The organism is Actinoplanes sp. NPDC051346, from assembly GCF_040682215.1.
In the GTDB taxonomy this organism is placed as follows: Bacteria; Actinomycetota; Actinomycetes; order Mycobacteriales; family Micromonosporaceae; genus Actinoplanes.
This window is the reverse complement of sequence record NZ_JBFBAJ010000011.1, coordinates 237,840-264,620: the sequence shown is the minus strand read 5'-3', so window position 1 is coordinate 264,620 and position 26,781 is coordinate 237,840. Positions and strand designations below refer to the sequence as shown.

The window sequence follows — 26,781 nt, the reverse complement described above, 5'->3', positions numbered from 1 at the left end:
TAGTCCCAAAGGGCCCGCGTCCGAAGCGGGCCCTTTTGCGCTAATGAGATCTACTCGGTGTTGCAGAGTCCTTCGGATCCGCCCGTCGAGTCTTGTGTGGAGTGTGCGGGACGCCTAGGCTCCTCCCACATTTTGCGTTGATGAATGCCGATGGGTCGGTCGCGGGGGAGATCTGTCATGTCATCAGGATGGCGTTCGCGTCTTTTCATCTCTTTCGGGTATGGATGGCGGCGTCGCGCCATCACTCTCCTGGCGGCCTTCACCGCAGTGACGCTGGGCCTGTCGCTGGTCCAGGGCATGGAGCGGCCCGAGCCCGCGTCGGCGGCGCCGGCCGCACCCGCGAAGCCGGCCTGCCCTGATGACCGGCCGGACCCGGCCTCGGCGACCGTTACCGCGAAGCTGTGCGGCAAGCGAGTCGAGGTCCTTTCGCAACGGTCGGAGAAGGCGCAGGTGTGGGCGCTGCCCGAGGGCGGCTTCACCAGTGAGGTGTTCGCCGGACCGGTGCGCTTCAGGCAGGGCGACGCGTGGCGGCCGGTGGACCTGACGTTGCGGGCGGCGGCGGACGGTTCGGTGGCCCCGGTCGGTCACCCGTACGGGTTGCGGTTGTCCGGCGAAGCCGGTGGTGCCGGTGAGCACACGCTCGCCGGCGTCACGGTGGGCGGCGACTCGCTGAGCATGGTCTGGACGGGACGGTTGCCGTCGCCGGCGTTGTCGGACAACGTCGCCACCTATGCGGAGGTCCGGCCGGGCGTGGACCTCGTGGTGGAGGCCACCCGGACCGGTTTTGAGCAATCCCTGGTGGTCAAGAACCGGGCTGCCGCGGCACGGGTGTCGACGCTGACCCTCCCGTTGCGCAGCAAGGGTTTGCGGTTCGTCGCGGACGGGCCCGCCTCGCTGGCCATCCGTGACGCCGGGGGGAAGGTGCTCGGGCGGATCCCGACCCCGACGATGTGGGACGCGCAGGTCGGGCCCGCCGGCGAGAAGGTCCGGGAGAAGGCGATGAGCGTGCGGTCGCGCCCGCGCGGATCCCGGGCCGCGGTCGCGCTGGCCAAGGGCATCGACGTCGCCGGCGGCACCGGCGCGGTGGACCTGGTCGTCACGCCCGAACGCGCCTGGCTGAACGACCCGGCGACGGTCTATCCCGTCCGGCTGGATCCGCAGATCGACCTCGATCCCGGCTCGGACACCCTCGTCCGCAGCGACCAGCTTTCCACCAGTGGAACGGTCGACCACTCCGGCGCGAACTACCTCGCCTACGGCAAGGGGACGTCCTACCTGGCTCGTTCGTTCCTGCAGTGGCCGACCGCCCAGTTCGCCGGTGGCCGTATCACCAGCGCCACCCTGCACCTGTGGAACTGGTATTCCGGAAGCTGTTCGCAGACCGGTTGGCTGGTGTGGAACACCGCTCCGTACAACAACCCGATCTACTGGGACACCCAACCGGCGCTGCTCAGCAACGACGGATATTCGACCCAGACCGCCGGGTACAGCACGGCCTGCAACGACGCCTGGGTCAGCGCGAGCGTGCAGCCGTTTTTCCAGCGGGCCGCCGACGCGCGGGCCCCGACGGCGTACATGGGTCTGTCGTCGTACAACGAAACCAATCCGAGCCTGAGCTGGAAGCAGGCGCGATCGCTGCAGGCCGCCGACCAGTCGCAGGTCCCGTACGTCAGGGTCACCTACGACGCGGCGCCGTTTGTCTCCGCACCGCAGGCCGCGCCGTCCAATGGCGGCTGCGTGACCGGGGACGGCCGCCCGTTCGTCACCTCGAAGACGCCGCAGCTGCGAACGACGACCTCCGACGCGGACACATCGGCGGTGTCGGTCACCTTCGAGTGGTGGGTCACCGGTGGGTCGAAGGTCGGCGAGGCCACGGTGGGCGCCGTGCCCTCCGGCACGGTGGCGAGCACGACCGTTCCGGCAGGTGTGCTGCAGGAGGCGGGCACGTACTCGTGGCGGGTCAAAGCCACCGACGGCTCCTACTCCTCGGACTGGTCTCCCTGGTGCGAGTTCACCGTGGACACCGTGCGGCCGGCGGTGCCGCTCGCGTCGTCCACCGCGTACCCCTCGATCACCACCGACAACTCGTGGGGGCACGGCGCTTACAACCAGGCGGGCGACTTCGTGTTGACGCCCGCCGCGGGGAGCGGCGACCTGGCCGCGTTTGTCTACCAGCTGGACAACCAGACCTCGCCGACCACGGTGACGACGACGGCCGCGACCACGGTGTCGATCACCCCGGGCGAGGACGGGCAGCGCACCCTGCGGGTGTGGGCCAAGGACAAGGCCGGCAACCAGTCCGACCCGCACGTATACACCTTCAATGTCGGCCGGGCGGGCCTGACCCAGCCACGCCCCGGCGCCAACGTCGTCAAGCGCACGAAACTCTCCATCGACGGCGACGCCACCTACACCCGGGTGCGTTACCAGTACCGACGTGGACCGGGCGCCACCGAGTACGACGTGCCGACGGCCAACCTGCGGAAGGCGGACAACTCCGCGGTGGCCGCCTATCCGCTGCGGCTGTCCGAGCTCGGCGGCTACTCGGTGTGGAACGCCGTCGACACGCTGGGACTCACCGGAGGCGTGGCCCAGGTACGGGCCTTACTGTTCCCGGACGCCGACGGCACCGCCGGGTACGCCACCCAGTGGATCACCATCAATGTCGACCCGAACGGCGACGGCGCCGCCGCGAGCGACGCCGGCCCCGGGTCGGTGAACCTGCTCACCGGCGACTTCCAACTGTCCTCGACCGACGTCGACGAGTTCGGCATGACGGTCGGGCGGGGCGCGTCGTCACGCGAGCCCACCGACGGCTGGGTGCCGCAGGGCGAGCGGCTCACGCCGGCGCAACAGCAGGTCACGGACCTGAACGGGTTCGGCACCGGCGGCACGTCCACCCTGAGCCGGTCGACCACGCGCGGGCAGGGCCCGAGCACCGACTCCCTGGAGATCACGCCGACGCTGGCGAACGGGGACACGTACGCCGCGCTCGGCGCCGAATACACGCTGTCCCTCGGCATGAAACCCGGCCGCCGCTACCGGGCGACGGCCTGGATCTACGTACCCGGGTCCTCCGGCCTGAGCACCATCGACGGTCGCGGGCTGCGCATCGTCGGGTACGCCCAGGTGAACGGCGCCTACCAGAGCGTCATGTCCGCCAAAGCCGCGTACGTGGACGCGTGGCAGGAACTCACGGTTGACCTGACCGTCCCAACCGGCGCCAACCAGGCCTTCTTCCGGCTCTACGACGGCCACGCCGGCGGCTCCGGCAAGCTCGTCCAGTGGGACAACCTCTCGGTCCGCGAGGTGGTCGCCCCGTTCGGGCCGCAGTGGCGCGGCGGCGCCGCCGACGGCCTCGGCTCCAGCGGCTACGAGACGCTCTCATTCCCGTCGCCCGACGTCGCGAAGATCACCGTCGTTGGCGGGGATCACCTGACCTTCGGCCGGAGCCAGTCCGGGCAATTCTTCCCGGAACCGGGCTCCGAGGACCTGTCGCTGGTCAAGGTCAACGACACCACGTACCGGCTGGCCGAGCTCGACGGCGGATACACGGAGTTCACCGCGCAGGGTGGGGTGTTCGTCGCGAGTTCCACCCGCACCGACGAGGAATCCTCAACCGCGCGGTACCTCTACGACGTCACCGACAACCGCACCCTACTCAAGAAGATCATCAACCCGGTGGAGCCGGGCGTCGGCGACTGCACCGCGGTCACGCCGGCCGCGGGCTGTGAGCTCCTCGAATACGAGTACGCCACCGCGACCACCGCCACCGCGACCGGACTCGGCGACTACACCGACCGTGTGGCCCGGGTGAAGTTCTGGGCGTGGAACCCGACAGCCGCCGCGGTCGACGCCACCGTCGTGGCCTCGTACGCCTACGACGACCAGGGCCGACTCCGCGAGGTCTGGGACCCACGGCTGGGATCCGGCGCGACGCCGCTGAAGACCCGCTACGAGTACGACGCCTCAGGCCGGGTGACCCGGGTGACGCCGACCGGTGAGCTGCCGTGGATGTTCGACTACGGCGCGGCCGGATCCGATCCGGACACAGGCCGGCTGCTGCGGGTGCGCCGAGCCGCACTCGCGGCCGGCACCAAGGACCAGACCGACGGCGAGATCGCCACCAACGTCGTCTACAACGTGCCGCTCACCCGTGCGGAGGGCGGCCCCTACGACCTCGACGCGGCCGCGGTCGCCAGGTGGGCGCAGTCCGACGTGCCGACCGACGCCACCGCGCTCTTCGGCCCCGAGGGTCCGCCGGGCACGAACACCGCCACGGAGAGCACACCGGGCCGCGACGGGTACGTCCTGTCTACCGCGCACTATCTCAACGCCAACGGCGAAGAGATCAACACGGCCACGCCCGGCGGGTTCATCGACTCGCAGCAGTTCGACCAGTTCGGCAACGAGGTGTGGTCGCTCGAGGCGTCCAACCGAGCCCTGGCGCTCGGGGCACTGCCGGACGCCGCCGCCAAGGCCGCCGAACTGGGACTGCCGGCCGGGTCGGCGCAGCGGGCCCAGCTGCTCGCGACCGTGAGCCGGTTCAGCCCCGACGGACTCGATCTCGTGGAGACCCTCGCGCCGGTGACCAGGGTGGTGCTCGACGAGCCGCTCGCGGCGGCGGGCAAGCCGACGCTGCCCGCCGGCTCCGAGGTGGTGGCGCGGGGCCGCACCGTCAAGACCTACGACGAGGGCAAGCCGGACGGCGCGGCTTACCACCTGGTCACCACGGAGACCAGCGGGGCCCGGGTGGACGGGTACCCGACCGATGCGGACCTGCGGGTCAACAGGTACGGGTACGGCAACCAGCGCGGCGGCACCTCCGGCTGGGTGCTGAAGAAGGCCACCTCCACCACCGGCGACGCCGGGCCGGGCGGCACGCCGATCACTACGTACGCGGTCTTCGACGCCGCCGGGAAGGTGTTGCGCTCCTACGGCGTCGAGGCGAACGCGGCCGGCACCGATCCCCGCACCACCATCACCGTCTACTACACCGCGGGCGCCAACGCCGACGACGCGGCATGTGGCGACAAACCGCAGTGGGCCGGCCAGCCCTGCGTCACCAAGGCGGGCGGCCCGGCGACCGGTCACGACCCGGCCCGGATGACCGCGGACCTGCCGGTCAAGCGAGTCCTCGAGTACAGCCGGTCCGGCGACGCCTCGGTGATCGCCGAAACCTCGGCCGGCAAGACCCGCACGACACGCACGACGTACGACGCCGCCGACCGCGTGATCCGGGTCGAGATCACCTCGGACGATGGGTCCATGGCGGTGCCCGCCACCGAGACCGAGTACGACACGGTCACCGGACACGCGGTCCTGACCCGGTCGGGTTCGGCCACGATCCACCGCGAGTTCGACAGCCTCGGCCGTCTGCTCTCGTACCGGGACGCGGACGGCGGTGTGACGCGCACCGAATTCGACCGGTACGGCAAGCCGCTTAAGGTGGCGGACAACACCGGTATCACCACGTACGCCTACGACCGCGCCGCCGAACCGCGCGGATTCCTCACCTCCGTGACCGACTCGGTAGCCGGCACCTTCGGAGCCCGCTACTCGCCCGACGGCCAACTCATCGAGGTGCGCTACCCCGGCGGCCTGACCCGCACGGACACGCTCGACGCGACGTTCACGCCCACCGCACGCACCTACAGCCGCGACACCGACGGCGCGCCCGTCTACGCCGAGACGACGCGGCACAACTCGCACGGAGAGCTTGTCTCGCACAACTACACAGGCGGCTCCAAGGCCTACGGCTATGACCGCAAGGGCCGCCTGACCTCGGTCCAGCAGATCGCCGGCGGGCCGTGCACCACGCGGATCTACACGTACGACGGCCGCACCAACCGCACCGCGAAGCGCACCTACGGCTCCGACGCCGGCGGAACCTGCCGCGCCGACGGCACCGCCGACGCGGAGGAGGGACATACCTACGACTCCGCCGACCGCATCACCGACGCGGGCTACGTCTACGACGCGTACGGGCGTACCACAGCCCTGCCGAACGGCCTGACCAACAAGTTCTACGCCAACGACCTGGTCGCCACCCAGCAGTTCGGCGACGCCCGCCAGTCGTGGACCCTCGACCCGGTACAGCGCCTGCGTGGCTGGACCACCGAAAAGCTGGTCAACGGCTCCTGGTCTCAGGCCTCGTCCAAGCTGAACCACTTCGGCGACGACTCGGACGAGCCCCGCTGGATCGTCGAGGACGCGTCGCTGGGCACGATCACCCGCAACGTGTCCGGCCCGGACGCCGACCTCGTCGCGACGACAAGCGCCACCGGCGACGTCCGGCTGCAATTGGCCAACCTGCAGGGCAGCATCGTCGCCACGGTCAACACCGGCCTGACCGCGCCGGAGCTCTACACCTACGACGAGTTCGGCGCTCCGGCCGCCGGGCAGACCGGGCTCCGGTACGGCTGGCTCGGCGCCAAGCAACGCTCGGGCGACGCCCTCAACGGCGTCATCCTCATGGGCGTCCGGCTCTACAGCCCCGCACTCGGCCGGTTCCTCACCGTCGATCCGGAGGTCGGCGGCAACGACAACGCCTACGAGTACTGCTCCGGCGACCCGGTCAACTGCACCGACCTGGACGGCAAATGGGGCTTCAAGCTGCCGTCCTTCAAGAAGGTCATGAACGCGGTCGGCGCGGTCGCCTCGTACGCCTCGATGATTCCGGGCCCGATCGGCGTGGCCGCCGGTCTCGTCTCAGCCGGCGCCTACGCGGCGGCCGGGAACTGGAAGCAGGCGGCCTGGGCGCTGGCCGGCGCGGGCGCGGCAATAGTCGGTGCCGGCGCCGCGGTACGGGCGGCGAGGATCGCCGTGACCGCCGTCCGGGCGTCGAGCAAAGCGGGCCGGGCCGGCGCGTCCGCCGCACGCGCGGGGCGGGCGTCGAAGCTGGCCAGCGGAAACAGTGCGGCTGCCAGATCCGGCAAGAGCGCGCACAAGGCATTCGGTGACTACGCCGCCGCCCGGGGATGGAAAGGCTCCACATATCTCGGCAAGAACAGCCGGGGCAAGAAGATGTTCGCCGACGCCGTCCGTGGAAGAGGACGCCTGGTCGAACTGAAGCACGGCACCTCAAAATCGAGCATGCGCAAGGGCCGTACGCAACTACGAGGCTACATGCACGCCCAGCGGAAGTGTTCCGGCGAGTTGTGGGGTTGGTACCATAACGGCTCCGGCGGATATCGATTCAAGCAGCACGAAATCGTGCGCAGCCGCAAGTCATACTGCAAATAGTCGGTGATTCTGGTGACAACCTGGACGGCGCCGCGGCTGTGCCGCACGATCGCGCACCATGTCTTCGGGGCGAAGTCGTTCGACACCCGAGGCGCCGTCTGCGTCGCTGTCGATGACCTCCGGCGGGAGATCGAAGTCCGCAGGCGGATGCAGCCAACCTTCGACCAGCAGGCCCGCCGGTGGCAGCCGATGCCCATGGCGGAGCTCTATGTCGAGATCGGCTACCCGCCGACCGCCTGGATCGAGGGCCCGAAGAGCGCACTGAGCACTGTGATCAACTTCAAGGTCGCCGTGCACCGTCGATCGAGCCGCGACGAAGACTTGTATTACCCATGGCCGACCGCACCGTTCGGCGAGGCGGCCGACGACATCTTCCGCGACGCGACGGATCACGGACGAGACGCCCTGTTCGGCCTCGAGACGCCACTCGACCTGGGTCGCCTCCTCCTCCGACGAGACAGCAATGTCGAGGTCGGCGGGCTGATGCTGGGTCAGTACAAGACCGTCGCATTCCAGCTTCGCCTAGTGCGCGCGCTCCTGATCGCCCGGCTCTCCGGATGCGACCCACTGGAGGCGGAGGCCCTCGCCGAGGTCGACCGCGAACTGCGCAACCGAAGGCGCGCCGAGGAGCTGCTAGACCGTGCCGCCGAGCATCGGAGCCTCGGTTTCGATGAGCTCGACGATGTGGTCGCCGCAGCGGAACGGGCCTTGCGGGAGCCGGCCGACGGCTAGACGAGTGATAACGGGTTTCCGGCGATGGAGGCCCACATCAAGCACGCCGGCGTCCGTCTGCCCCTGTCTCCGGCTCCGTGCAGTCCTGGGTGATTGGGGCGCGGGTTGACCCGCAGAAGCGGATCGATCGCCGGTAGCTGCAAGAACGCGAGGCTAGCCACCGCGCGCTTCATCCGCCACAAGCCCAATGTGGTCAGTCGACGCGGCGCAGGTCGCGATGGTGACGCCGACGCGCCACGTGAGGCAAGGAAGGGCGTGGGCAGCGGGCAGGCCGGAGCGCGGCGATCAGGGATATGTAGATGCGCGACGGGCCGGGTCTGGCGATCTTCGGGTACCGCGTGAGGAAGACGCGAGCCGGACGGACTGTAGGAGCCCGGGCCGGGCTGGCCCGAGCCTGGAGAGGCGGGCGTGGCAGTGCAGAAGCCGTGACAACTGGCGTCTCTCGAGTAACGGCCCTCGGATGGTGGTCGTCGGATTGGATGTGGGTAGCGGGCCTTGGGCACGCCCCGGGGTGCCCGGCTGGCCCGGTGTCCCGCCCAGCCGGCTACTTCGCACGGCCCGCCGCTCGGGGTCACGCCGGGCGGCGGCAGTCTCGGTGGGCGGCGGCGGTCGCGGTGGCGCCGAGCAGCGGCGGGCGGCGCCGAGTAGTGGCGGGCGGCGCCGGGTAGTGGCGGGCGGCGCCGGGTAGCGGCGGGCGGCGCCGGGTAGCGGCGGGCGGCGCCGAGCAGCGCCGAGCAGCGGCGGCAGTGGTGGGCCAGCGCGGAGCGGTGGCGGGTAGTGGCGGGCCAGCACGGTGCGGCAGTGGCGCGCCAGCGCGGAGCGACGGCGGGCCAGCGTGGCGCGGCGGCGGGCCAGCGTGGTGCGGCGGCAGTGGTGGGCCAGCGCGGAGCGGCGGCGGGCCAGCGTGGTGCGGCGGCAGTGGTGGGCCAGCGCGGAGCGACGGCGGGCCAGCGTGGCGCGGCGGCAGTGGTGGGCCAGCGCGGAGCGGTGGCGGGTAGTGGCGGGCCAGCACGGTGCGGCAGTGGCGCGCCAGCGCAACGGCGGCATTGGCGGGCAGGGGCAGGCCAGCGCGGTGCGGCGGCGGGCCAGCGGCGGGCAGTGGTGGGCGAGCGCGGTGTGGCGGCAGTGGTGGGGCCAGCGCGGTGCGGCGGCGGGCCAGCGGCGGGCCAGCGCGGTGTGGCGGCAGTGGTGGGCCAGCGCGGTGCGGCGGCGGGTAGTGACGGGCCAGCGGGGTGTGGCGGCAGTGGTGGGCCAGCGCGGTGCGGTGGCGGGCAGCGGCGGGCGAGGGCGGTGCGGCAGTGGCGCGCCAGCGCAGCGGCGGCATTGGCGGGCAGCGGTAGGCCAGCGCGGTGTGGCGGCAGTGGTGGGCCAGGGCGGTGCGGCGGCGGGTGGGGGGAGCGGGCCAGAGCCGTTGCGGGGCGCGGGGTCGGGGGTTAGGGAGGTGGGTTGGCGAGGTCTCGGTAGGCCGGGCGGAGGATGTCGGCCAGGGGGATGTGGCGGACCCGGATTGGTGGGGGGTCCAGCACTCGGAGGAGGAGCTCAGGGGGTGCGGCCAGGCGGGCTGGGCGTTCCCGGAGGCGGCTCAGGGAGGTGGATGGGGTGTAGAAGTCGGTGAGGCGGGTTTCGAGGGGGGTTTCGGTGATGGCGAGGGGGTCGATGGTTTCGGTGGGTTCGGGGAGGCCGCGGAGGGCGGTCAGGATGTCGTCGCGGTTGCGGCCTCGCCAGGCGAGGACCAGGAAGGGGTCGTCGTCGAAGGCTTCGGCTAGGACGTAGAGGATTGCCGATACGTGTTTGCAGGGCACGCCCCAGTCGGGGCAGGTGCAGCGCATGTCCAGAGTGGAGGGAAAGAGGGGCATGTCGATTTCGTCGAAGAGGTCCACGATTTCGTGGGGCATTTCGCCGGCTAGCAGCGCCGCGCGATACAGGGCTTGGGAGCCGAGTGATGCTAGGGCGAGCGTCCACTGTGGCTCGTCGTATGCCGGGATGGTGATGGATACCTGGTAGGGCTCGGGGCGGGAGCCTTGGACGCGGCCGGCCACCGCGCCGGGGGTGAGTTCGAAGTCGATGACCTGGCCCTTGCGGGCGTACGAACGTCCGCGGGCGAGGCGGCCCGAGTCGCATGTGCGCTCCAGGATGTCGACGAATCGGCGTGACCACCACTGCTCGCCGATCTTGCCTCGCTTGGCGCGCACGGCGATGCCGCCGTCGACGCGGATCGGCCCGGTGGTGTCGAACCAGCGGCCGTCGGGGTCGATGGGCATGTCAGCTCACCGCCACGGGGTCGAGGGCGAACAGTTCGCGGAGCTGGTCGGTGGACAGGTCGGTTACCCATTCCTCGCCCGTGCCGACCACTGTGGAGGCTAGCGCCTTCTTGCGCTCGATCATGGCGTCAATCTTTTCCTCGAGGGTGCCCGTGCAGATGAACTTGCGCACCTGCACGTTGCGTGACTGTCCAATGCGGAAGGCGCGGTCGGTGGCCTGGTCTTCGACCGCCGGGTTCCACCAGCGGTCCACGTGGATGACGTGGTTGGCCGCCGTCAGGTTGAGTCCTGTGCCGGCTGCCTTCAGGGAAAGCAGGAACAGCATCGGCTCCGAATCCGATTGGAAGCGCTCGACCAGCTCGTCGCGTCGGGTCTTCGACAGTCCACCGTGGAGCCATAGCACCGGGCGATCGAGATGGGCGGCCAGATAGGGCTGGAGCATCGCGCCGAACTCGGCATATTGCGTGAAGATGAGCGCCTTGTCGCCCTCCTCGATGATTTCCTCGGTCAGCTCCTCGAGGCGGGCGAGCTTGCCGGATCGGCCCGGCAGGCGAGAGCCGTCCTTGAGCAGATGCGCGGGGTGATTGCATACCTGCTTGAGCTTGGTCATCGCGGCGATCACGTTGCCTCGTCGCTGAATGCCCTCGCTGCCCTCGATCACCGCCATCATGTCCTCGACCACGGCTTGATAGAGCGTGGCCTGCTCGGCGGTGAGGGTGCACCACATCTTCATCTCGTTCTTCTCCGGCAGGTCGGAGATGATCGACTTGTCGGTCTTGAGGCGGCGCAACACGAATGGGCCGGTTGCTCGCTTCAGAGCCGCCGTCGCGTCGGCGTCGCCGCGCACCTCGATCGGCTCCTGGAAACGCTTGCGGAAGCGTTTCGCGGGGCCCAGTAGCCCTGGATTGGCAAACTCCATGATGGACCACAGCTCGGCGAGATGGTTTTCCACCGGGGTGCCCGTCAGCGCGAGCCGCGTGCGCGCCGGTATCGCCCGCACCGCCTGCGCCTGTCGGGTGCCGCTGTTCTTGATGGCCTGTGCCTCGTCGCAGACCACCCGTCCCCATTGGACGCTTCGCAGCGCGCCGAGGTCGCGGAGGGCCGTGCCGTAGGTCGTCACCACCACGTCGGCATCGCGCACGGCGGCCAGGAACTCGTCGTCGCGCTTGCGGGTGCCCCCGTGATGCACGTGCACTCGCAGCCCGGGGGCGAACCGCGCGGCTTCCTTCTGCCAGGTGCTGACCAGAGACATTGGACAGATGAGCAGGGTCGGTGCCGGCTTGTGGCCCTCGGCTCGCTCGGCCAGCAGCAGCGACAGCGTCTGCGCGGTCTTTCCGAGGCCCATGTCGTCGGCCAGGATGCCGCCGAGTCCCAGCCGCGCCAGGAAGAAGAGCCAGGACAGACCCCTCTCCTGGTACGGCCGGAGCACCCCCTGGAAATCCGTGGGCGTAGGAATCGGCGTCAACCGCTGGGCCGCGTCCCCGGAGATGAGGTCGCCGAGCCGCCCGTCGGCGTCCACGTCGACGAGCGGCAGATCCTCATCGCCCCCGTCGACCACCTGCTGGAGCACCTCGCCGACGGTCAGCTCGCCCTCGCGCCGCCGGCTCACCGCCTTCAGCGCCGCCTTGAGCTGGCGCTCATCGAGCTCCACCCACTGGCCGCGCACCCGCACGAGCGGCACCTTCAGCCGGGCCAGCTCGGCCAGCTCCTCCGCGCTGACCGTGCCCTCGCCGATGACCAGGTCGATGCGGAAGTCGACCAGCTCCTCGAGCCCGAACCCGGAGTCGGCGGCGGCCTTGCCCGACGGTGTCGTGCTCTTGGTGCGGGTGGTGAGCTTGAGCCCGACCGCCTTGCGCCCGGCCCACGCCGGCAACTGCACACCGAAGCCGGCCGCCTGCAGCAGTGGCGCCGCCTGCCGCAGGAACTCGTGCGCCTCCGTCGTGCTGAGCGTCATGCCCTGCGGCTCGGCCTCGAGCAGCGCCTCGTGCAGGGAGGGAAAGAGCCGGACCGCGCGCCCCAGGCCGGCGAGCAGGGTTTCGTCGGGCCGGCCGGCGAGCCCCGGCATGCCGCCGCCGGACCACAGCTCCTCCGCGGGCAGGTAGAGGCTCGGGTCGTCGGCCGATTGCAGCGCGAACCCGAGCGCCCAGTCGTCCTCACCCGGTGCCGGCTCGACGAGCCGGAAGCTGACCCGGACCGGCCCGTTCGCGTCGTGCGCCGCGCGCAGCCAGGCCTCCAGGGGCCGGGTCAGCTCCGCGGCGTCGGCGGCGCTCGCCCCGGGCAGGGTGGGATCGGCCGAGGTGAGGGCGGCGATCCACCGGTCGGGGAGCGCGGTTTTGAGCCCGGGTCGGAGCCCGAGCAGCAGTCGCTCGGGCAGCACATTCCGCGCCGCTGCGTCGAGGAGGGCGTGGAGCGCGTCGCGGAGGGTGCGGGCCGAGCCAGCCTCGGGCTGTGCGCAGGCGCGGCAGACCGGGGGCATCGCCTCGGCGAACTCCCGGAAGGCCGCGGCGTCGGCGCCCGTCAGCACCGGACGCCAGCGAGCGGTGTGCACTCCCGACTCCACCACGAGCTGAGGCAGCATGCGGCCGCGGCGCGCGAGATCGCACGCGTGCCCCGCGAGCAGGGAGAGATAGCGCAGGGAGGCGGCGGCCTCCCACGGGCCGTCGGGATCGGGCTCGGTGAGCGCGCCGAGGGCGACGAGGGCCCGATCGCCCGGCACCACCAGGGCCGGCGTCTCCCACTGCGCCAGCCGCAGCCCTCGGGGCGGCGCTTCGCTGCCGGTCTCCGGTGAGGGCAGCGGGCCCTTCGACGTGCCGGGCAGTCGCAGGCTCAGCGTGGCCTCGTCGGCCTTGGCCAGCGCGTCGCGGACGTCGTCGGAGGAACCGGTCAGCGCCGACGCGAGTGCGGCGGCGGGAGCGGCGAAGGGATGCGGGCGGCGGCGTGCCCGGGAGGTTGCGGTCAGCGGGAGGGCGGGATCCTCCGCCCAGAGAACCAGCCGCCCCGGCGCGGACTCACCGGCGACCCAGACGCCATGTACGACGAGCACTGCGACTCCGATTCCGATCGACCCATCGAGATTAACGACCGAGCTGTCTCGAGGCTCACGGCGTCACCCACTCGACCAACTCGTACACGATGCCGTTGGGGTCGGTGACCATGAACAGGCGCTCGCCCCAGGGCTCTTCCCTGGGCGGCAGGGTGACGGGGGCGCCTTCCGCCCGGAGGCGCTCGTGCTCGGCCGCGAGGTCGTCGACCACGAACGCGACGATGGTGCCGCTGGCGTGGCGGTCTCGCAGCTCCTCGGGCAGGACCTCCAGGCCTCGGCGCAGGAAGATCACGTCCATTGCGTTGTCGTCGCGACCGAGGGACGCGAATCCGTCGGCGGACATCCGCTCGGTGAAGCCGAAGTGCGTAGCGAGAAACTTGCTGGAGGCGGGGACGTCGTCGACGGTGAGTGAGACGGCGGACGAAGAAATGCGCACGGTGCCTCCCGGCGGCCTGCGTAGTTTCTGGACGCTGTATAAGATACACCGTACAAGAAAGGAGTGCAACCTCGTGGCCGAGGCGCGACGCACGATCGATCTGCTGTGGTTCGAGGAGCCGCAGAGCCGGCGTGGACGCCGGAAGGGGCTGTCGCTGACGCAGGTCGTCGACGCCGCCATCGCGCTCGCCGACGCCGAGGGGCTCGACGCGGTCAGCATGCGGCGGGTGGCCCAGGAGCTCGGCGTGGTGCCCATGACGCTTTACACGTACGTACCGGATAAAGCGGCCCTTCTTGATCTCATGCTCGACGCCCTCTACCTGCGGATGCCGCGAGCGGAGGAGGACGCGCCCGGATGGCGGGAGCGGGCCGTGGCGGTGGCGAGCGAGAATCGGCGGCTGTATGACGACCACCCGTGGGCCGCGCAGCTTTCGGCGAGTCGGCCACCACTCGGGCCTGGCCTGATGGCGAAATACGACCATGAGCTCCGGGCGTTCCACGGGTCCGGGCTCACCGAGGTGGAGACCGACTCCGCGCTGACCTTCCTACTGGGTTTCGTGCAGCACTCGTCCCGGGTCGCGGCGCAGTCGCGGGCGGTGGCGGAGCGCACCGACCAGACCGACGCTCAGTGGTGGGAGGAGAGCGGCCCGCTGCTGGAAAAGGTGTTCGACCGGCATCGCTACCCGATCGCCGTCCAGATCGGCGAGGCGGCGGGAGCCGAGCTGGGTGCGGCATTCAACGCCGAGCATGCGTACGCCTTCGGCCTGGAGCGGGTGCTCGACGGACTTGAGGCCCTCATCGGGTCCAAGCAAGGCGGTGGCGAAGCGACGCGGCAGTGACCCTCGCCGCTGACCGCGGGTGGCGGGGCGACGTAGTCTTCGAGGCGTGACGGTGAACGCGGAGATCGACAGCATTCTGCAGCGGGGAGCCGACGGCGGGCGGATCACGCCCGACGAGGCCTTGCTGCTCTACACCGACGCCCCGTTCCACGCCCTGGGCGAGGCGGCGGACGCCGTGCGGCGGCGGCGGTTCCCCGACGGCATCGTCACCTACCTGATCGATCGCAACATCAATTACACGAATGTCTGCGTCACCGCGTGCAAGTTCTGCGCCTTCTACCGGGCGCCGAAGCACGCGGAGGGCTGGTCGCACCCGATGGAGGAGATCCTCCGCCGGTGCGGCGAGGCCGTCGACCTCGGCGCCACCCAGGTGATGTTGCAGGGCGGGCACCACCCCGACTACGGCGTCGAGTATTACGAGAACCTCTTCTCCTCGGTCAAGACGGCCTACCCACAGCTCGCCATCCACTCCATCGGCCCCAGCGAGATCCTGCACATGGCCAAGGTCTCCGACGTCTCCATCGAAGAGGCCGTCGTGCGGATCAAGGCCGCCGGGCTGGACTCCATCGCCGGTGCCGGCGCGGAGATGCTGCCCGAGCGGCCCCGCAAGGCGATCGCCCCGCTCAAGGAGTCCGGGGCGCGCTGGCTGGAGGTCATGGCGGTCGCCCACCGCAACGGGCTGAGCTCCACGGCGACCATGATGATGGGTACGGGCGAAACCAACGCCGAGCGCATCGAGCACATCCGGATGATCCGCGAGGTGCAGGACCTGGCCGTCGCCAACGGGTACGTGGACTCGCCGGTCGAGGCGTTCAACGGCGTGGGCGGCTTCCGGGCGTTCATCCCGTGGACGTACCAGCCGGAGAACAACCACCTCAAGGGCCGCACCCAGGCGACCACGCTGGAATACCTGCGGTTCGTCGCGGTGTCCCGGCTGTTCTTCGACAACATCGCCCACCTGCAGTCCTCGTGGCTGACCACGGGCAAGGACGTCGGCCAGCTGTCGCTGCACCTCGGCGTCGACGACCTGGGTTCGATCATGCTCGAGGAGAACGTCATCTCCTCGGCGGGCGCCCGGCACCGGTCGAACCTGCACGAGCTGATCTGGATGATCCGGACGGCGGGTCGCGTCCCCGCCCAGCGCGACACCCTCTATCGCCACCTGGCCGTGCACCGCACGGAGGCGGACGATCCCACCGATGAGCGGGTGGTCTCGCACTTCTCGTCCATCGCGATGCCCGACAGCGGCCGCAAGAACCTGCCGCTGGTCGACGCCGGCTGACGCATGCCGATGGCCGCTTGGGTGCGGCGGCGTCGGTGGGGCCGGGATGTGTCGGGCGCCCACCGCCGTTGAGGGGTGTCGATGGGCCGTACGGCAGTCGGGGTCGGCCGATCGGACAGGCGAGGGTCGGCGGACCGGAGAGGTGCGGATTGCTCCTCGGTAACGAGCTCCGCGTGTCTCTGTGCTGGCGGTGTTCGCGCTGGTTACCGTGCCTGCGTAACAACCCGTAGCACCAGCAACACCCAAGCGTCGCCGAGGCATCATGACCGCCGGCGGTGGGTTCGGACCCGACCGATGGCGGTCGTATATATAACGCACAAGGAACGGCGGGGATGGGTGACCATCCCCGCCGGTTCTGTGTGACGCAGCCTTCAGTCCGTTTATGGGCGGCGGGTGGGGCGGTCGGATGGGGCAGAGTAGATGTGTGACGCGCGCAGACTTGGATAAGCAGCCGCACGAGGTCGCCGAGATGTTCGACGGCGTTGCCGAGCGGTACGACCTCACCAACACCGTGCTCTCCTTCGGGCAGGATCGCGGCTGGCGCCGGGCGACCCGGGCCGCGCTGGGTCTGCGACCGGGAGAGCGGGTCCTCGACGTCGGCGCCGGCACCGGTGTGTCGACCGCGGAGCTGGGCCGTTCCGGCGCCTTCGCGGTCGGGGCCGACCTCTCGACCGGCATGCTTCAGGCGGGGCGCCGCGTGCGCCGGGACGTTCCGCTGGTCGCGGGGGACGCGCTGCGGCTGCCCTTCGCCGACGAGGCCTTCGACGCCGTCACGATCTCCTTCGCCCTGCGCAATGTCGTCGACACGGGCGCGGCGCTGCGCGAGTTGGCGCGGGTGACGCGGCGGGGTGGCCGGCTGGTGGTGTGCGAGTTCAGCAGCCCGACGAACGCCGCCTTCCGCACGGTCTACATGTCGTACCTGATGCGCAGCCTTCCGGCGGTGGCGCGAGGGGTTTCCAGCAACCCGGACGCGTACGTGTATCTCGCCGAGTCGATCCGGGCCTGGCCGGACCAGGGGGAGCTCGCGTCCCGCATCGCCGGGTCCGGGCCGTGGGACCGGGTCGCCTGGCGCAATCTCAGCGGGGGCATCGTCGCTCTGCACCGCGCGACGAAATGCTGAGCGCTGGAGCAAATACTGAGCGCCGGAGCAAATACTAGGAAGGGCTAAAAACCGAAGTTCGCCCGATTTCGCCCATACCGAGGTGTTAGCTCGAGGTATGACGACTATCGACCTTTTCGTCGACGACTCGGACATCGACGTCGCGATCGACGACCGGGACGAGGGCGAGCGGCGGGCCATGGAGTTGGCGCACCGCATCCGCGTGGTGGCCGCCCACGATCCCGGACAGGCGCAGCGGCTGGTGGATGAGCTGATCGTGCAACTGGACCGGGTCCTGGGCGGTACGTTTCTCCAGTACCTGGACGGGGTTACGCGGGAGGTCGCAGATCGGGCGCTCCGCGAAGCGGGCAGTGAAAGTTCGGCGGTATTTCCGCAGCCGGGAAATAGTTAGGGTTCCCTAACCCTAATCCGCTTCAATGCCGGTCTTAGACTCCGGACTGGGCTGGCTTGTGAACTGTTTCACGAGCCCGCGCGAGACGGAGGTGAGCCGTGAACGGGACCGTCGCCGACGAGGCTGACGTGATCGTGGTCGGAGCCGGGCCGGGTGGATCCGCCGCGGCCTACCACATGGCCAGGCACGGGCTGAGAGTACTGCTACTGGAGAAAACCCAGTTCCCGCGCGAGAAGGTTTGTGGCGACGGCCTCACTCCGAGGGCGGTGAGACAGCTCGTGCGCATGGGCGTGGACACGTCCGAGAAGGCCGGCTGGCTCCAAAACAGAGGCCTGCGGGTGATCGGCGGTGGCGTGCGCCTCGAGCTCGACTGGCCCGACCTCGCGAGCTTCCCGAACTACGGCCTCGTGCGCACCCGCCTCGACTTCGACGACATGCTCGCGCAGCGGGCCGTCGAGGCCGGCGCGCTGCTGCGCACCGGCGTCACGGTCACCGGCCCGGTGCTGGACGCCGACGGCCACGCGATCGGTGTGGAGGCCAAGCTCGGCTCCACGAAGGAACCCGTTCAGTATCGCGCCCCGCTGGTGATCGCGGCGGACGGTGTGTCCGGCAAGCTGCCGCTCGCGATGGGTCTCGCCAAGCGTGACGACCGGCCGATCGGCGTGGCCGTGCGGCGCTACTTCCACTCCCCGGTCCGCGCCGACGACGACTACCTGGAGTCGTGGTTGGAACTCCGCAGCGCGCAGGACCGTGACCGGCTGCTTCCCGGCTATGGCTGGATCTTCGGCCTCGGCGACGGTCGGGTCAATGTGGGCCTCGGCATCCTCAACTCGTCCAGCGCCTTCGGCAAGACGAACTACCGGGCGATGCTCAGCGACTGGCTCAACACCACCCCGGAGGACTGGGGCATGCGCGGCGAGGAGAACGCCGACGGGCCGATCCTGGGTGCCGCCCTGCCGATGGGCTTCAACCGGGTGCCGCACTACACGCGCGGCATGATGCTGGTCGGCGACTCCGGCGGCATGGTCAACCCCATGAACGGCGAGGGCATCGCTTACGCCATGGAGTCCGGCGAACTGGCCGCGGAGGTCGCCGTCCAGGCGCTCGCCCGCGCCGCCGGCCCCGACCGCGAGCGGGCCCTGCGCGCCTACCCGGCCGAGTTGAAGGTCCGCTTCGGCGGCTACTACCGGCTCGGCGGGGTGTTCGTGAAGCTCATCGGCAACCCGCAGATCATGCGCATCGCCACCAAGCACGGGATGCCGCACCCGACCCTGATGCGCTTCGTGCTCAAGCTGCTCGCCAACCTGACGGATCCGCGGGACGGAGACGCCATGGACCGCATCATCAACGGTCTGACGAAGGTTGCACCTGCGGTATGAGTATTCGCCGACCCCCGGTCGAGGCCGGGCGAATGCGCATTAATAGTGTGAAGCGGCTAACAGTCGAGCAGGAGAAGGCATGACGCTCAATCCTTACGTACCGATCGTCGGGCTACTGATTCTCGGTATGCTCTTCGCCCTGTTCTCGGTGTCGGTCGCTCCGATCGTCGGGCCCAAGCGCTACAACCGCGCCAAGCTGGACGCGTACGAGTGCGGCATCGAGCCGGCGCCCCAGCCCATCGGTGGTGGACGCTTCCCGGTCAAGTTCTACCTGACCGCGATGCTCTTCATCATCTTCGACATCGAGACCATCTTCCTGTACCCGTGGGCCGTGTCCTTCGAGGCGCTCGGCCTGTTCGGCTTCATCGAGATGGTCCTCTTCATCGTCACCGTCTTCATCGCCTACACCTACGTGTGGCGGCGTGGCGGCCTCAACTGGGACTGAGTGCATTGGGAATCGAAGAGAAACTCCCGAGCGGCATCCTGCTGACCTCGGTGGAGAAGCTTTCGAACTGGGCCCGCAAGTCGTCGTTCTGGGGCGCCACGTTCGGCCTCGCCTGCTGCGCCATCGAGATGATGGCCGCCGGCGGCCCGCACTACGACCTGGGCCGCTGGGGCATGGAGGTCTTCCGGGCCTCGCCCCGCCAGGCCGACCTGATGATCGTCGCGGGCCGGGTCAGCCAGAAGATGGCCCCCGTCGTCCGGCAGATCTACGACCAGATGCCGGAGCCCCGCTCGGTGATCTCGATGGGCGTGTGCGCCTCGTCCGGCGGCATGTTTAACAACTACGCGATCGTGCAGGGCGTCGACCACATCGTCCCGGTCGACATCTACCTGCCCGGCTGCCCGCCGCGACCGGAGATGCTGATCGACGCGATCCTCAAGATGCGCGAGAAGGTCATGGCCCAGCCGCTCGGCCCGAACGGCCGCAAGATGCTGGCGGCCCGCATCGAGCGCGGTGACGTGCCGGTCGTGGCCCCGGGCGCGATGCCCTCGTCGTACCGGGCGGACAAGGCCCGGCGTGCCGAGTGGACCCAGGCGGTCAAGGAAGGCCGCGAGGAGCAGCTCCGCATCGAGAACTGGATGAAGCTTCAGCCGCACCTGCGGGAAGGTGGCAAGTGAGCACGCACCCCTCGTCCCCGACGTCCGACGGCGGTGTACCGGCGGCCCAGCCGACCGGCGCGAACCTGGGCGCTCCGGCGCAGACGCCGCCGAGCCCCGACAAGGGCATGTTCGGCATCCAGGGCACCGGCGACGTGTCCGGCTTCGGCGGCCTGGTCCGCCGGCGTCCGACCACGGCGGACAGCCCGCGGCCGTTCGGCGGGTACTTCGACGAGGTCTACGACGCGCTCGAGGAGGCCTACCCCGGCTTCTCCGACGCGATCGAGAAGGTCGTCGTGGACCGTGGCGAACTGACGCTGCACATCGCGCCGGAGCGGATCGCCGAGGTCTGCCAGATCATGCGCGACGACGAGGGGCTGCGCTTCGAGCTGTGCTCGTCGGTGTCGGGGGTGGACTACCTCGGCTCGGATTCCCGCCGGCTGCACGTCGTCTATCACCTGACCTCGATGACCTACCGGCGCCGGGTGCGGCTCGAGGCCGCGGTCGCCGCGGGCGGCAGCCTGCCGAGCGTGACGAGCGTCTACCCGACCGCCGACTGGCAGGAGCGGGAGACCTACGACATGTTCGGCGTGGTCTTCACCGGCCACCCGAACCTGACGCGGATCCTGATGCCGGACGACTGGGAGGGCTTCCCGCAGCGCAAGGACTATCCGCTCGGCGGCGTTCCCGTCGAGTACAAGGGCGCCGAAATTCCGCCTCCTGACCAGCGGAGGGTCTACCAATGACACAGTCGGGATACGCCACCGAGCGTGAGACCACCGAGGGCCGCGTCTTCACGGTCACCGGCGGCGACTGGAACACCGTCACCGACAGCATCGATCCGCTCAGCAACGAGAAGATCGTCGTCAACATGGGACCGCAGCACCCGTCCACGCACGGCGTGCTGCGGCTGGTGCTCGAGCTCGAGGGTGAGACGGTCACCGAGGCCCGGCCGGTCATCGGCTACCTGCACACCGGCATCGAGAAGAACCTCGAATACCGCAACTGGACGCAGGGCACGACGTTCGTGACCCGCGCGGACTACCTCGCGCCGCTGTTCAACGAGGCCGGCTACTGCATGGCGGTCGAGAAGCTGCTGGGCGTCGAGGACCAGATCACCGAGCGGGCGAACACCATCCGGGTGCTCTTCATGGAGCTCAACCGGATCTCGTCGCACCTGGTCTGGATCGCCACCACCGGCATGGAGCTCGGCGCGATCTCGATGATGCTGTACGGCTTCCGCGAGCGCGAGTACATCCTCGACATCTTCGAGGAGACCTCCGGCCTGCGGATGAACCACGCGTACTTCCGCCCCGGCGGCGTCGCGCAGGACATCCCGGAGTCGGCGATCAAGAAGATCCGCGACTTCCTGAAGTACCTGCCCAAGAAGCTCAAGGAGTACGAAGCCCTGCTCTCCGGCCAGGTGATCTGGCACGAGCGCACCCAGGGCGTCGCCGTCCTGGACGTGACGGGCTGCCTGTCGCTGGGCGTCACCGGCCCCGTGCTGCGCTCCGCCGGCCTCGCCTGGGACCTGCGCAAGACCACGCCCTACTGCGGGTACGAGACCTACGAGTTCGACGTGCCGACCGCGCAGACCGGCGACGTCTGGGGCCGGTACCTGGTCCGCATGGCGGAGATCCGCGAATCCCTCAAGATCGTCGAGCAGGCGCTGGACCGGCTCCGGCCCGGCCCGATCATGCTCGCCGACAAGAAGATCGCCTGGCCCGCCCAGCTCGCCATCGGCGTCGACGGCCTGGGCAACTCGCTCGAGCACGTCGCCAAGATCATGGGCCAGTCGATGGAGTCGCTGATCCATCACTTCAAGCTCGTGACCGAGGGCTTCCGGGTTCCCCCGGGCCAGGTCTACGTCGGCATCGAGCACCCGCGCGGCGAGCTCGGCGTGCACGCGGTGTCCGACGGCGGCACGCATCCCTACCGCGTGCACATGCGTGACCCGAGCTTCGTGAACCTCCAGGCCATCCCCGCGATGGCCGAGGGCGCCCTGCTGGCCGACGTGATCGCCGGCGGCGCCTCCCTGGACCCCGTGATGGGTGGGTGTGACCGCTAAATGTCCGATACCACGGTGGACTTCTCCCCAGCCGCGGCGCCGCTCGCGGAGAAGCTCCTGGAACAGGCGCGCGAGATCATCGCCCGCTACCCGGTCGGCCGCGAGCGTTCCGCGCTGCTGCCGCTGCTGCACCTTGTGCAGACGGTCGAGGGGCACGTCAGCCCCGACGGCGTCGCGTTCTGCGCCGAAGTTCTGGGCATCAACAAGGCCCAGGTCGGCGCGGTCGCCACGTTCTACACCATGTACAAGCGCCGCCCCACCGGCGAATACCTGGTCAGCGTCTGCACCAACACGCTGTGCAACGTGCTGGGCGGCCAGGAGATCTACGACGGCCTGACCGAGCACCTCGGCGTCGGCCACGACGAGACCACGGCCGACGGCAAGATCACGCTCGAGCACGCCGAGTGCCTCGCGGCGTGCGACTACGCGCCGGTCGTGACGGTCAACTACGACTTCACCATCGACCAGGCCACCCCCGACGCGGCGGTCGGCCTGGTCGAGAGCCTGCGCAAGGGCGAGCGGCCCGCGCCGAGCCGCGGTGCGCGCCTGTGCTCGCTCAAGGAGATGCAGCTCCAGCTCGCCGGCTTCGCCGACGAGCGCGACAGCGCGGTGGCCGACGGTCCCGCGGGCGCGCCGACGCTGCGGGGCGTGACGCTGGCCCAGCAACACGGCGTGGCGGTGCCGAATTTCAACATCGACACTCCGATCACGACCACCAAGCCGGCCCGTGACGAGTCCGCCAAGGCCGTGAAGGACCCGGCGCCGGCGGGCGCGCCGACGGCGAAGCCCGAGGGCAAGCTGGCCAGCGCGGCCAAGAAGGCGGCGGAGGCGGTCAAGACCGCGGCGGCCACGGTCGTCGACAAGGCCGAGCATGTGATCGAGCACCGCAAGGCGGGCGCGCCGGTCCAGGCCGGCGACGCCAAGGACCCGGAGGTACGCACCGCGGAGGTGCGCAACCCGGACGCGTCCACGCCCACTCCGAATCCGGCGAAGGTCGACGCGGCGCAGGCGGGTCCGGCGGGCAACGCTCCGGCCGGCGACGGCAAGCCCGCCGGCGATGGCAAGCGCGGCACCAAGGAGAAGAAGTGACCCAGCCACGGCCTGAGGTGCTCCAGAAGCTCACCCCCGTGCTCACCAAGCGCTGGCTCTCGCCGGACGCCTGGAAGATCGAGACGTACGAGCGGCTCGACGGGTACGCCGCCGTCCGTAAGGCGCTCGACGTGCACCCGGACGACCTGATCCAGCTCGTCAAGGACTCCGGCCTGCGCGGCCGCGGCGGTGCGGGCTTCCCGACCGGTCTCAAGTGGGGCTTCATCCCGCAGGGCGACGGCAAGCCGCACTACCTCGTCATCAACGCCGACGAGGGTGAGCCCGGCACCTGCAAGGACCTGCCGTTGATGACCTACGACCCGCACTCGCTGATCGAGGGCGCGATCATCGCGTCCTACGCGATCCGCGCCAGCCGGGCGTACATCTACATCCGCGGCGAGGCCGTGCACGCCGCCCGCCGGCTGCGGCACGCCGTCAACCAGGCGTACGCCAAGGGCTACCTCGGCGAGAACATTCTCGGCTCCGGGTTCGACCTGGACCTGGTGGTGCACAGCGGCGCCGGCGCCTACATCTGCGGCGAGGAGACGGCGCTGCTCGACTCGCTCGAGGGCTTCCGCGGCCAGCCCCGGCTGCGCCCGCCGTTCCCCGCGGTCGCCGGCCTCTACGCCAGCCCCACCGTCGTCAACAACGTCGGGACCATCGCCTCCGTGCCGTACATCGTGCTGGGCGGGGCCGACTGGTGGAAGAGCATGGGCACGGAGAAGTCGTCCGGCCCGATGATCTACTCGCTCTCCGGCCGGATCGCCAACCCGGGACAGTACGAGTGCGGCCTCGGCATCACGCTGCGCGAGCTGATCGAGCTGGCCGGCGGCATGAAGCCGGGCCACACCCTGAAGTTCTGGACGCCGGGCGGCTCGTCGACGCCGCTGCTGACGGCCGAGCACATCGACACCGCGATGGACTTCGAGGGAGTGGCCGCGGCGGGCTCGATCCTGGGCACGACGGCGATGCAGATCTTCTCCGACCAGGACTGCCCGGTCTACGCGACCTGGCGCTGGCTGGAGTTCTACCACCACGAGTCCTGCGGCAAGTGCACCCCGTGCCGCGAGGGCAACTACTGGATGGTCCGCACGTACCGCCGGATCCTGTCGGGCGAAGGCACCTACAAGGACCTGGACACGCTGCAGGACACCGCGGACAACATCTTCGGCCGGTCGTTCTGCGGCCTGGGCGACGGCGCGGCGACCCCGGTCATGTCCACGCTGAAGTACTTCCGGCAGGACTACCTGGACTACATCGAGGGCCGGACCGCCCCGCGGCTGTCCGCGAAGGCCCTGGTAGGAGCGCACTGATGACCGATGTAGCTAAGAAGGCCGATGAGGTCACGCTTACCATCGACGGCGTCGAGGTCACCGCCGCCAAGGGCGAGCTGGTGATCCGGGTGGCCGAGCGGATGGGCACCGCGATCCCGCGGTTCTGCGACCACCCGCTGCTGGCCCCGGCCGGCGCCTGCCGGCAGTGCCTGGTCGAGGTGGAGGGCCAGCGCAAGCCGGTTGCCTCCTGCACCCAGACGGTGGCCGAGGGCATGGTCGTCAAGACCCAGCTCACCTCGGAGGTCGCCGCCAAGGCGCAGGGCGGCGTGATGGAGCTGCTGCTCGCCAACCACCCGCTCGACTGCCCGACCTGCGACAAGGGCGGCGAGTGCCCGCTGCAGAACCAGGCGATGACCAACGGCCGGGCCGAGTCGCGGTTCCACGAGCACAAGCGCGAGTACGAGAAGCCGATCCACATCTCCAGCCAGGTGCTGCTGGACCGGGAGCGTTGCATCCTCTGCCAGCGCTGCACCCGGTTCTCCGAGGAGATCGCCGGCGACAAGTTCATCGACCTGATGGACCGGTCCTCCGGCGAGCAGATCAACGTCTACCGGGACGACTTCTTCGGCGGCCGGGGCACCGGCGACGGGCAGGTCGGCGAGGGCGAGGGCGACGTCGCCTTCAACTCCTACTTCTCCGGCAACACGATCCAGATCTGCCCGGTCGGCGCGCTCACCGGCGAGCAGTACAGGTTCCGCGCCCGCCCGTTCGACCTGGTCTCCACGCCGACGACGTGCGAGCACTGCTCGGCGGGCTGTGCCATGCGTGCCGACCACCGGCGGGGCAAGGTGCTGCGCCGCCTGGCCGGCGACGACGCGGCGGTCAACGAGGAGTGGAACTGCGACAAGGGCCGGTGGGGGTTCCGCTACGCCACCGCCTTTGACCGCATCACCACCCCGCTGGTGCGCGACGCCGGCTCCGGCGAGTTGCGCGAAGCCTCGTGGTCCGAGGCGCTGCTGGTCGCGGCCGAGGGCCTCGCCGCCGCCAAGGGTCGCGGCGTCGGCGTGCTCACCGGCGGCCGTCTCACCGTCGAGGACGCGTACGCCTACGCGAAGTTCGCCCGGGTGGCGCTCGGCACCAACGACATCGACTTCCGGGCCCGGCCGCTGTCGGGCGAGGAGGCCGACTTCCTGGCCGCCTCGGTCGCCGGCGTCACCGACGTCACCTACTCCGACGTCGAGAACGCGCCGGCGGCGGTCATCGTCGGGCTCGAGCCCGAGGAGGAGTGCCCGATCCTCTTCCTGCGGCTGCGCAAGGCACACGGGAAGAACAAGCTGAAGGTCACGGCGGTGGCGCCGTACCTGAGCCGGGGCTTCGAAAAGCTCGGCGCGACGTTGGTCACGGCCGTGCCCGGTGACGAGGCCCGGCTCCTCGGCTCGGACGCCACGGTGGCCGCCACGCTCGCCGTGCCCGGCGCCCTGCTGATCGTCGGCGAGCGGCTGGCGAGTGTGCCCGGCGGGTTCTCCGCCGCGGCGGCGCTCGCCGCGCGGACCGGCGCCCGGCTGGCCTGGGTGCCGCGACGCGCGGGTGACCGTGGCGCGGTCGACGCGGGCTGCCTGCCGAACCTGCTTCCCGGTGGCCGCCCGGTCACCGACGCGGGTGCGCGGGCCGAACTCGCGACCGCCTGGGGCATCGAGGCCGGCGCCCTGCCCGGCATCCCCGGCCGCGACACGGACGCGATCGTCGCGGCCGCCGCGGACGGTTCGCTCGGCGGCCTGCTGGTCGCGGGCGTCGACCCGGCCGACCTCGCGGATCCGCGCCTGGCCGAGCAGGCTCTCGACGCGGTGCCGTTCCTGGTCAGCGTCGAGCTGCGGCAGAGCGCCGTCACCCGCCGCGCCGACGTGGTGCTGCCGATCGCCCCGGCCGCCGAGAAGTCCGGCACCTATATGGACTGGGAGGGCCGCCTGCGGACCTTCGGGACCGTGCTGCCGACCGGCGCGATGACAGACGGACGGGTGCTCGAGGCCGTCGCCGCGCTCATGGGGGCCCCCGAAGGCATCTCCCTGGGCACCGGGGACGTCGTCGCGATCCGGCGTGAGCTGGGCACGATGCCGCCGAGCCGCTCGGAGCGCCCGGCGCTGCCGACGGCCACCGCGGCGGAGCCGGCGCGGCCCGCCGCGGGCGAGGCGGTCCTCGCCACCTGGCACCACCTGATCGACCTCGGCACGCTGCTCGACGGCGACGAGGTGCTGGCCGGCACCGCCCGCACGCCACTGGTGCGGCTCGGCAAGGACCTGGCCGAGACGCTCGGCGTGGCCGACGGCGACGCCGTCACGGTCGCGACCGACCGGGGTGCGATCACGCTGCCGGCCGCGATCACGGACCTGCCCCCGCAGGTGGTGTGGCTGCCCACGAACTCGCCGGGCTCGACGCTGCGCCGCAGCCTCGGCGTCACCTCGGGAGCGGTGGTCCGGCTCAGCGCCGGCAAGCCGGGCCCGGTCCTCGCCCAAGGGGTGAACTGA

17 protein-coding genes are annotated in these 26,781 nt (G+C 70.4%); 14 read left to right on the top strand and 3 right to left on the bottom strand.

Features of this window, described 5'->3' with window-relative positions:
* Positions 1-177: 177 nt before the first annotated feature.
* Positions 178-7,245 carry an RHS repeat-associated core domain-containing protein gene (locus tag AB0M36_RS26645; protein WP_364162262.1) on the top strand — a complete coding sequence of 2,356 codons (7,068 nt, stop codon included), beginning with the start codon at positions 178-180 and terminating at the stop codon, positions 7,243-7,245.
* 12 nt (positions 7,246-7,257) lie between these two features.
* Positions 7,258-7,977 carry a hypothetical protein gene (locus tag AB0M36_RS26640; RefSeq protein WP_364162259.1) on the top strand — a complete coding sequence of 240 codons (720 nt, stop codon included), beginning with the start codon at positions 7,258-7,260 and terminating at the stop codon, positions 7,975-7,977.
* A 1,433-nt stretch (positions 7,978-9,410) separates the two neighbouring features.
* Here AB0M36_RS26640 and AB0M36_RS26635 read toward each other — a convergent pair.
* The 3 genes from AB0M36_RS26635 to AB0M36_RS26625 are packed head-to-tail and all read right to left on the bottom strand — an operon-like array spanning position 9,411 to position 13,717.
* Positions 9,411-10,238: an SWIM zinc finger family protein gene (locus tag AB0M36_RS26635; RefSeq protein WP_364162257.1), complete on the bottom strand. Its 828-nt coding sequence runs from the start codon at positions 10,236-10,238 to the stop codon at positions 9,411-9,413.
* Position 10,239: 1 nt separating this feature from the next.
* A complete protein-coding gene (locus tag AB0M36_RS26630) occupies positions 10,240-13,281 on the bottom strand; it encodes a DEAD/DEAH box helicase (RefSeq protein WP_364162254.1) in 3,042 nt (1,013 codons plus the stop codon).
* Between the two features lie 55 nt (positions 13,282-13,336).
* Entirely contained in the window at positions 13,337-13,717 is a 381-nt protein-coding gene (locus AB0M36_RS26625; RefSeq protein WP_364162251.1) for a VOC family protein, read from the bottom strand.
* 73 nt (positions 13,718-13,790) lie between these two features.
* Between AB0M36_RS26625 and AB0M36_RS26620 the strand changes: the two genes are divergently transcribed.
* From AB0M36_RS26620 to AB0M36_RS26565, 12 genes are all read left to right on the top strand, one after another.
* The gene (locus AB0M36_RS26620; RefSeq protein WP_364162248.1) at positions 13,791-14,555 is read left to right on the top strand and encodes a TetR/AcrR family transcriptional regulator; all 765 of its coding nucleotides are present in this window, start codon (positions 13,791-13,793) and stop codon (positions 14,553-14,555) included.
* Between the two features lie 46 nt (positions 14,556-14,601).
* A complete protein-coding gene (gene mqnC / locus AB0M36_RS26615) occupies positions 14,602-15,837 on the top strand; it encodes a cyclic dehypoxanthinyl futalosine synthase (protein WP_364162245.1) in 1,236 nt (411 codons plus the stop codon).
* Between the two features lie 424 nt (positions 15,838-16,261).
* Positions 16,262-16,957, top strand: coding sequence for a demethylmenaquinone methyltransferase (locus tag AB0M36_RS26610; protein ID WP_364162242.1), 696 nt, complete (start codon positions 16,262-16,264; stop codon positions 16,955-16,957).
* A gap of 97 nt (positions 16,958-17,054) precedes the next feature.
* Positions 17,055-17,348 (top strand): hypothetical protein, encoded by a 294-nt coding sequence (locus AB0M36_RS26605; protein ID WP_364162239.1) that lies wholly within the window; start codon positions 17,055-17,057, stop codon positions 17,346-17,348.
* Positions 17,349-17,446: 98 nt separating this feature from the next.
* Complete coding sequence (locus tag AB0M36_RS26600) at positions 17,447-18,727, top strand: geranylgeranyl reductase family protein (RefSeq protein ID WP_364162236.1); 1,281 nt, start codon at positions 17,447-17,449, stop codon at positions 18,725-18,727.
* A 79-nt stretch (positions 18,728-18,806) separates the two neighbouring features.
* Positions 18,807-19,172, top strand: a complete 366-nt coding sequence (locus AB0M36_RS26595; RefSeq protein ID WP_364162234.1) for an NADH-quinone oxidoreductase subunit A — start codon at positions 18,807-18,809, stop codon at positions 19,170-19,172.
* A gap of 5 nt (positions 19,173-19,177) precedes the next feature.
* Complete coding sequence (locus tag AB0M36_RS26590) at positions 19,178-19,849, top strand: NADH-quinone oxidoreductase subunit B family protein (protein WP_364162231.1); 672 nt, start codon at positions 19,178-19,180, stop codon at positions 19,847-19,849.
* Entirely contained in the window at positions 19,846-20,574 is a 729-nt protein-coding gene (locus AB0M36_RS26585) for an NADH-quinone oxidoreductase subunit C (RefSeq protein WP_364162229.1), read from the top strand. Before AB0M36_RS26590 ends, AB0M36_RS26585 begins: the two co-directional genes overlap by 4 nt.
* Positions 20,571-21,896, top strand: coding sequence for an NADH-quinone oxidoreductase subunit D (locus AB0M36_RS26580; RefSeq protein WP_364162226.1), 1,326 nt, complete (start codon positions 20,571-20,573; stop codon positions 21,894-21,896). Before AB0M36_RS26585 ends, AB0M36_RS26580 begins: the two co-directional genes overlap by 4 nt.
* Positions 21,897-22,985 carry an NADH-quinone oxidoreductase subunit NuoE gene (nuoE, locus tag AB0M36_RS26575; RefSeq protein WP_364162223.1) on the top strand — a complete coding sequence of 363 codons (1,089 nt, stop codon included), beginning with the start codon at positions 21,897-21,899 and terminating at the stop codon, positions 22,983-22,985. It abuts the gene before it with no gap.
* Entirely contained in the window at positions 22,982-24,298 is a 1,317-nt protein-coding gene (gene nuoF, locus AB0M36_RS26570) for an NADH-quinone oxidoreductase subunit NuoF (protein ID WP_364162220.1), read from the top strand. Before nuoE ends, nuoF begins: the two co-directional genes overlap by 4 nt.
* Entirely contained in the window at positions 24,298-26,781 is a 2,484-nt protein-coding gene (locus AB0M36_RS26565; RefSeq protein WP_364162218.1) for an NADH-quinone oxidoreductase subunit G, read from the top strand. The genes nuoF and AB0M36_RS26565 overlap by 1 nt, the downstream gene beginning before the upstream one ends.